The 6214-nt window shown below is 27.0% G+C and carries 7 protein-coding genes and 1 CRISPR repeat array; of the genes, 5 read left to right on the top strand and 2 right to left on the bottom strand.

What is annotated here, in order from left to right:
- Positions 1 to 653 precede the first annotated feature (653 nt).
- The 5 genes from BZ132_RS04585 to BZ132_RS04565 all read left to right on the top strand — a co-directional run bounded on the left by BZ132_RS04585 (position 654) and on the right by BZ132_RS04565 (position 4921).
- Positions 654 to 1445, top strand: coding sequence for a DUF4013 domain-containing protein (locus BZ132_RS04585; RefSeq protein ID WP_286940585.1), 792 nt, complete (start codon positions 654 to 656; stop codon positions 1443 to 1445).
- 153 nt (positions 1446 to 1598) lie between these two features.
- Positions 1599 to 2381, top strand: coding sequence for a DUF4013 domain-containing protein (locus BZ132_RS04580; protein WP_286940584.1), 783 nt, complete (start codon positions 1599 to 1601; stop codon positions 2379 to 2381).
- Between the two features lie 331 nt (positions 2382 to 2712).
- Positions 2713 to 3561 carry an amino acid ABC transporter substrate-binding protein gene (locus BZ132_RS04575; protein WP_011406547.1) on the top strand — a complete coding sequence of 283 codons (849 nt, stop codon included), beginning with the start codon at positions 2713 to 2715 and terminating at the stop codon, positions 3559 to 3561.
- A gap of 15 nt (positions 3562 to 3576) precedes the next feature.
- Complete coding sequence (locus tag BZ132_RS04570) at positions 3577 to 4227, top strand: amino acid ABC transporter permease (RefSeq protein ID WP_011406546.1); 651 nt, start codon at positions 3577 to 3579, stop codon at positions 4225 to 4227.
- 10 nt (positions 4228 to 4237) lie between these two features.
- Positions 4238 to 4921 (top strand): amino acid ABC transporter ATP-binding protein, encoded by a 684-nt coding sequence (locus tag BZ132_RS04565; RefSeq protein ID WP_011406545.1) that lies wholly within the window; start codon positions 4238 to 4240, stop codon positions 4919 to 4921.
- 66 nt (positions 4922 to 4987) lie between these two features.
- A CRISPR array of direct repeats spans positions 4988 to 5349; the repeat unit is 31 nt; unit sequence ATTTCAATTTCATTATGATCTTATTCTATTT.
- 213 nt (positions 5350 to 5562) lie between these two features.
- On the opposite strand, the gene BZ132_RS04560 is transcribed toward BZ132_RS04565, so the two are convergent.
- Together BZ132_RS04560 and BZ132_RS04555 are read right to left on the bottom strand one after the other, a co-directional pair.
- Positions 5563 to 5841: a type II toxin-antitoxin system RelE/ParE family toxin gene (locus tag BZ132_RS04560; protein ID WP_011406544.1), complete on the bottom strand. Its 279-nt coding sequence runs from the start codon at positions 5839 to 5841 to the stop codon at positions 5563 to 5565.
- Positions 5838 to 6107 carry a hypothetical protein gene (locus BZ132_RS04555; protein ID WP_011406543.1) on the bottom strand — a complete coding sequence of 90 codons (270 nt, stop codon included), beginning with the start codon at positions 6105 to 6107 and terminating at the stop codon, positions 5838 to 5840. Before BZ132_RS04555 ends, BZ132_RS04560 begins: the two co-directional genes overlap by 4 nt.
- Between the last annotated feature and the right edge of the window lie 107 nt (positions 6108 to 6214).

Below are 6214 nucleotides of genomic sequence, written 5' to 3'. Positions count from 1 at the left end.
ATATATAACAGCACTATAAACAGCACAAATCATAACAACTCCATCTCCACCAAAACCAAGATAATTATCAGGTATGCTAGATAAGATAAGCCAATTAATAACCATACCTTAGGATTTTTCAGGGTATATTTAAAGGCATCAACAAGTGTTTAATAAGTTCATTAAATAGTTTCCTTCATAGATGATTTCTACTAGTATATTTAGTTAATCTACTTTTTTTATTAAATGGAAATCTTTTTCCAGAAAAAAAGGTAATATATTCTTTTTTAGAAGTTAATGAAAATACTAAAATAATGCATGGATTATATACATGTAAAGTATTAAAAATAGGTATTTATGATAGTTGGTTGGATGTATATTTATGGTAGTTTAATTGGGTGTATATAATTAACTTATTTAATATAATCTTTTAGGTAATTTGAAAATCAGTTACTTTTCTAAAAATCAGATACATGATATATATCAACTATTTTAAATACATGGATAAAAACATTTTCTCCAATTAGTATTAAAAGCATATGACTATGCCTATTTTTAGAAATGTATTTCATAATTGCTTATTTTGTTATTCATTACCAAAAATTATAATAGGAATTTTAAATAAATTATTAATTAGTTTAATTTTAATAAAAAAAATATAAAAGGAGGATAAAATGGAAATATCGGATATTATACGGGATGCATTCTACTATCCAATTGACAACTATAAAAGATGGTTTATGATAGCAGTAGTATATGCGATATTGTTGTTTATATCACAATTTGGTTCATATATGAGTGTTAATTATCTTGCAGGTAATACTAGTATCATAATAATTACTTTGTTAGTTTCAGTTATAATTCAACTTATATTAAGTGGATTCATGGTTTCAATTTCAAAAACAACACTTAATAAAAATGATACAATTCCAAAGTTTAATTTAGAAAAAGATCTTCTTAATGGAATTAAAAAGGTTATTATAACAATTTTTTATGTCTTAATTGCTATAATAATTACATTGATACTTGCAATACCACTTGGTTTATATTCTAATATTGCTAAGGTTACATCAATTCTAAGTTCTATGCCTAGTAATTATCCAACATTTTTTGTACTACAATCAATACCTCCAGAGACATTTAAAGCTCTTGAATTTAGTCTTGGTAGTGTAATGGTTTTATTTGGTGTATTACTCNTCTTGGCTCAAGTAAGTCTTGCAGAAACTGGAAGTATTATGGCTGGATGTAATATAAAAGCATTGTTTAATAAAATGAGACGTATAGGATTAGGTAAATTTTTAACATGTCTTGTAATGTATGCTATTATAATGTTTATATCATTGGTTCTTGGAATGTTTGTAGTAGTAATACCTATATATGGAGTCTACATATATTACTTTATAATAGTTTCATTCACATCAATATTTTCAGCTAGACTAGCAGCTTTAATATATATGGAAGGATAATAAATATACTTCTTTTTTTCTTTTTTTAGTCTTAAATTATATTTTTCTAAGTTTAAACTTCTTTTTGATTCCTGTTTTTATTTATCAACAACTATATAACTTATATTAAACAAATTATAAATTAATAATAAAAATAAAAGGAGGAAAAGAGTTATGGATGTATCAGATATCTTTAAAGAAGTATTTAATTATATTATGGAAGAACATAATAGAAAATCTATTATAATCATAGCAGTACTTTGTTTTGTCAGTACTTTTCTAAGTAATATTGATAATGGAAATGGTTCTCTAATTAGTTTACTATTAGTACTAATAATTACTATTTTAATATATGGTATTGGAATTTCTATTATTGAATCTACACTTAAAAATTCAAATGAAATACCTAAACTAGATCTTAAGAATAATTTTCTTGATGGACTAAGAAACTATATTTTAACTATGGTATATGCATTGGTACCTATTATTATTACTATAATAATAGCAATACCATTAGGATTATATTCTAATTTCTACAAACTAGCTCTTGTTGCAGAAAAATATCCTGTTGGAACATCAGCTGATGTGATAATGCAAGCACTACCTAGGGATGTAGTAATGTCTTTAGGAATAGCTTTTGTTGTTTGTATGCTCATAGCAGTAGTACTTTTAATTATAAGTATGTATTTTAATTACATTGCACAAGCACGTCTTGCAGAAACTGGAAGTATTATGGAAGGACTCAATATCAAAGAATTATATAATAAAATTAAAAGTATTGGTGTGGGAAAATATACAATATTTTTCATTATATTAGGAATACTTAGTAATATAATTACTTTTATTGGTGTTTTCATAGATGCATATATTCCTATACCTATTATGGCATTAATTTATAATACAGTTACATTTTTATTAATGTATAGAGGTATTGGATTAATTTATATGGAAGGATAAATTATCCTTTTTTCTTTTTTTTTATTTAGTTAAAGAAAACTTACAATACTATTTTTTGTATCATGATTTCTTGTTACTATGTTTATCAAATATTTGGTGTTGTTTTGTATAATATATCTATTTTTATAGGATAAAATAATTGTCACACACCCTAAAATTTATTAAATCCCACAAACACTCAAACAATACACATATCACTATCAGTGACCATATACATATAAATAAATATAGGAAACTATAAATAGAATAATATATATTATACCTTTTTTTACCTACAATTAGCATGTAAAAAATAATTTAATATATTTTAATAAAGTGGAGCGTTAAATTAATGAATAAAAAAATAGGGATTATAGCAGGAGTAATAGTGCTAATTGCAATAATTGCAGCAGTACTAGTATTTACTGGTGTAATTAACACAAATGGAAATACAGGTCCAAACGACAATGTATTAGTTGTAGGATTTGACTCAGAATTTCCACCATACGGATATAAAGATGATAACGGTGAATATGTTGGATTTGACTTAGATCTAGCACAAGAAGTATGTAACAGAAACAACTGGACACTTGTAAAACAGCCAATAGACTGGGATGCAAAGGACAGTGAACTATCCTCAGGAACAATAGACTGTATCTGGAATGGATTCACAATAAATGGAAGAGAAGACAAATACCTCTGGTCAAAACCATACATAGACAACAAACAAGTAATAGTAACAAAATCAAACTCAGGAATAAACTCACTAAGTGACCTTAAAGGAAAACAAGTAGAAACACAAAAAGATTCCTCAGCACTATCAGCACTAGAAGGAGATCAAAAACCATTAGCAGACACATTCAAACAACTAGTACAAATAGCCGACTACAACACAGCATTTTTAGACTTAGATGCAGGAACATGTGATGCAGTAGCAATGGATATAGGAGTAGCACAATACCAAGTAAACTCCAAAAGTAATCCAAGTGACTATAAAATACTAGATGAAGAAATATCCTCAGAACAATATGGAATAGGATTTAAAAAAGGAAATGAACAACTAAGAGACAAAATACAACAAACACTTGATGAAATGGAAGCAGATGGAACAATAGCAAAAATAGCAAGTAAATATGATAGCTATGGAGTACCAGGATCACTTATAAAAAACAACAACACAACAACCAACACCACAAACTAGAAAGGCGTATCTAAAATGTTACTAACAACAGTACTAACAGAACTAATGGGTGGATTAATAACCACCCTAGAAATTTTTATACTAACACTACTATTTGCAATACCACTAGGACTAGTAGTAGCATGGGGAAGAATGAGTAAAATCAAACCCATACAATGGATAATGAGAATATATATCTCAGTAATGAGGGGAACACCACTCATGCTACAGTTAATAGTGGTATTTTTTGGACCATACTACATACTAGGAGTAAGTACATCCAGTAGCTACAGACTAATAGCAGTACTAATAGCATTCATAATAAACTATGCAGCATACTTTGCAGAAATATTCAGAGGTGGAATAGAATCCATACCAAAAGGACAATATGAAGCAGCACAAATACTGGGATATACAAAAATGGAAACATTTTTCATAATAATACTACCACAAGTATTTAAAATAGTACTACCATCAATAACAAACGAAGTTATAACACTAGTAAAAGACACATCACTATCATTTGTACTGGCAATACCAGAACTCTTTACAGTAGCAAAACAAGTAGCAGCATCAGAAGCATCAATACTAGCACTATTTATAGCAGGAATATTCTACTACATACTAAATGCAATAGTAGCATTTATAATGGAATTACTAGAAAAGAAACTAAACTACTACCAATAGAGGCAAAAACATGACACTACTAGAAATAAAAAATCTAAAAAAAAGCTTTAACAAAAACACAGTACTGGAAGATATAAGCTTACAAGTAGAAAAAGGAGAAGTACTAGCAATAATAGGACCATCAGGAAGTGGAAAATCAACACTTCTTCGGTGTATAACAAAACTAGAAACACCAGATAGTGGAGAAATAAACTTCGATGGAACATTTGGATTAGTATTTCAAAACTTCAACCTATTTCCACACCACTCAGTCATGAAAAACATAACAAATGCACCAATAAAAGTACAAAAAAGAAACCCAGAAGAAGTATACAAAGAAGCAGAAGCACTACTTGAAAAAATGGACCTACCAGATAAAAAAGATGCATATCCATGTGAATTATCAGGAGGACAACAACAAAGAGTATCAATAGCCCGAGCACTAGCAATGAATCCAGACATACTCTTCTTTGATGAACCAACATCTGCACTGGACCCAGAACTTACAGGAGAAATACTAAAAGTAATAAAAGATCTTGCAAGTGAAAAAATGACAATGGTAATAGTAACACATGAAATGAACTTTGCAAAAAAAGTAGCAGACAACATAATATTCATGGAAAATGGATACATAGAAGAACAAGGAACACCAGAAGAAGTATTCCAATCAAACAATCCAAGAATAAAAGAATTCCTAGGAAAATTCAATGACTAAGGAATTTAAAAAAAATAGTAATGGGAGAAAATACCATTTTTCCCATGAAATACACTTTTTCTATTAAAAATTATTTCAAGATGATCTTATTCTTATTTTATTAACAAATAGTTATTATTTATATTAAATACTATTTCAATTTCACATGATCTTATTCTATTTTTAATTCAAAGTGTATTTACTGCAATAAGACAACAATTTCAATTTCATTATGATCTTATTCTATTTTTCATAATATTATTTCTGTAGGTAGTAGTATTTAAATTTCAATTTCATTATGATCTTATTCTATTTGTAATAAATAACTAAAAAGAAATGTTATAACCCTACATTTCAATTTCATTATGATCTTTTTCTATTTTTGAATAATACCTTGTAATGCAAGATAAATATTCCCATTTCAATTTCATTATGATCTTATTCTATTGAAAGAAGATATTATTAAAGAATATGGTTTAAGTAATGATGTTAAACAACAGGATTATATTTTACAGCATATTTTAAAAGAATTAAAAACACATTTCAATTAACTAACACGATATAACCACCACTCCTATTTTTCAATAATTTAATTACTTCAGCACTAACTTATTTTTTTGAATGAAAATAATTATTTTTTTGAAGATCATAAAATATTTTTTTTAAAAATCTCTGTAGTTCTTTTTTCGTTCAATTATCATTACTATTTCTATTATTGGTTTAGTAGTATGAATATAATATATTATCCTGTGCGTTCCTGATTTCATACGTTTACATCTGGGACATTTAGAACTTTTTATATTAATATTTGCTGAGGTGTAGGGATTTTGTCTTAGTTTTTCTAAATCTTCTTTTAATTTATTGTAATCGTGTAAGTTTTTCTTTTTTGTTTTTTTCAAGTCTTTTAAGGCGTGTTTAGTGTATTGTAGTATGTAATTCATAGTACACCTTGTTTTTCCAATTCATCTAATTCTTTATCTAAATTATCAGTATCTATTGTGTATGTATCAGTATTATCTCCTTTTTCGAATTGGTCTATCATTTTATTGCAATATTCAGCTTCTTCGTCAGTTAGGTATTCTTTTTCTGTGTATTGTTGAATTAATGCATTATATATTATGTCATTGTATGATTTATTTTTAGGACAAATTTTAGTTAATAATTTATGAGTTTTTTCACTTACTTTTATTGATTTAATTAAAACCATAGTTAAAACCTCCTTATTGTAATATATTACTTTGGTAAATATAATAGTTTCTACTCAGTAGAAATAGTAGAAACAGTAGAATATACATTTCAATTTCATTATGATCT

The organism is Methanosphaera sp. DEW79 (assembly GCF_003266085.1).
GTDB lineage: Archaea > Methanobacteriota > Methanobacteria > Methanobacteriales > Methanobacteriaceae > Methanosphaera > Methanosphaera stadtmanae.
Note: the sequence above shows the minus strand (reverse complement) of the source record. Positions and strands in the feature narration are given on the sequence as shown.